This is a genomic window from Cupriavidus sp. 8B (genome assembly GCF_054589115.1).
The window spans coordinates 1-1,632 of sequence record NZ_BAAILO010000466.1 but is presented as its reverse complement, the minus strand read 5'-3'; the positions used below and the strand labels follow the sequence as shown (position 1 = coordinate 1,632).

The following is a 1,632-nucleotide window of genomic DNA, read 5'->3' as shown; positions in this document are numbered from 1 at the left end:
ACGAATTGAAGTCGGTCTGGAATTCCACCCTGGCGTTCGTCAAGTCCATATGGTTTAGCCTGTCAATCGGTCGGTGTTTCGGGAGGGATGCCGCCCCCGGGATGAGAGGGGCGGCACGTAACGTTCAGACGCCGCGCACTGTGGTCATCAGCTTCAGGTGGGTCGTGTAGCTGCGCAGGCCGAGCGGGTGGAAGCTGCGCAGGAAGCGTGCCACCTCGTCGTTGATGTCGGTCTGGTCGCGAATGCCATTCCACACCATGAAGTCGAACTGATCCATCGTGCGGTCGAACTTGGCCAGCACGCCCAGCACGCGCATCGAGAAGCGAGAATAGGCCTCGACCGTGAGGCTCAACGATGGCAGCGTGACCGTCGGCTCAAACACAATGTCGTTCTTCGCTCGCATCTCTGCTTCGCGCTGCGTGCGCAGCGCTTCGGCGACGCGCAACTGCTCGTCGACGTAGTCCTCCATGCGCGATAGGGCGCGCTCGAAGTACTCTTCCACGGCGGCCAGCTCGGCCTTGGCATAGGTGGCGCTGCCAAAGCGCTGCAGGTTGATGCTCATGCGGTTCATGAACGGCCACCATTGTTCAAACAACGGGCGCAGGCGGGTGTGGTTGAGCTTGATGGCGACCGGCACGACCGCGGCGCCGGCCAGTTGGCGGGTCAGAATCTGGACGCCGATTTCGCGGCGGCGGCGAATGATCGCGGCGCGGTCCTCTGGCTTCAGTTCGCGAAAGCGCTTGCGGGTGTTGTCGACCTCGGCTTTCTTCTCAGCAGCCTCCTCCAACGAGATCAAGCCCTCCTTGCGCAGCGTCTCGGCCGCCGCATCCATTTCTTGCAGTTCGCGTTCGAGCGAACCGTCGTCCGCGCCGTCGGTGATGCCGGTGCCGGTGCCGGGAGCCATGTGGGCCAGCTCGATCGTCGGGCCGCTTGCCGCCAGGGTATCGGTTGCTGCGGCGAGTGGCGCGTCGTCCAGTGTGGCGACAACGGCGGTGTCAGTGTTGGTGGTCATGCTGTTCTCTCCTGAATGGACCCCCAAGGTTGGGCGATCCGCGTTGAATGGTTGCGTTGTGGGTAATGGGAGTGCGGCTACCGGTTCGAATGGAAGGTGGCGGTAAGCCGCCAGGCGAGGGCACCGATGCAGACGGCCGCGCCCGTCCAAACGGCGGCGGGCAGCGACATAGGCATAAGCAAGGCTGAGCCGCTAACGCCAAACGTGACCAGCAAGCCGTGCGCCGCGAGGTGGAAACCCACGGGACTGGCGACCCCCGCCGCGGCGGCCCGGATGCGGCGCTGCACCGCGCCATCATTGAGCATGGCTGCCATGAAGAAGAGCGTGCCCCACACCCAATTGCCTGCGACTGTGGCCCGATAGATCGCGCGATACAGTTCCATCCAGAGGTGCCGCATCCAGTGCGAGGCGACGCCCGCTGTGCCCCCATCGCTGACCAGGGTCTGGTTGGCGGAACCGGCATAGGAGCGGCGTATCGCTCCCGAGTCGACAAACCAGGCGCGGAACCGGTCGTTGGCGCGGCTGGCTAGATCGTTGGCCCGGTTTTCCCCGAACACGGATTCGACCGAAGCCTGCTCAGCGGCATCGATCTCGAAGTGCCTGTCATCGGGCAGCACGGG

The 1,632-nt window shown here is 64.3% G+C and carries 2 protein-coding genes; both read right to left on the bottom strand.

Annotated elements, in window-relative coordinates:
* Nucleotides 1–124: 124 nt before the first annotated feature.
* On the bottom strand, nucleotides 125–1,012 hold the full coding sequence (locus ACYP5B_RS44550) for an ATPase (protein WP_459573848.1): 888 nt from the start codon (nucleotides 1,010–1,012) through the stop codon (nucleotides 125–127).
* A 77-nt stretch (nucleotides 1,013–1,089) separates the two neighbouring features.
* On the bottom strand, nucleotides 1,090–1,632 hold a 543-nt coding region (locus tag ACYP5B_RS44545), incomplete at its 5' end, for a DUF4400 domain-containing protein (protein WP_459573847.1).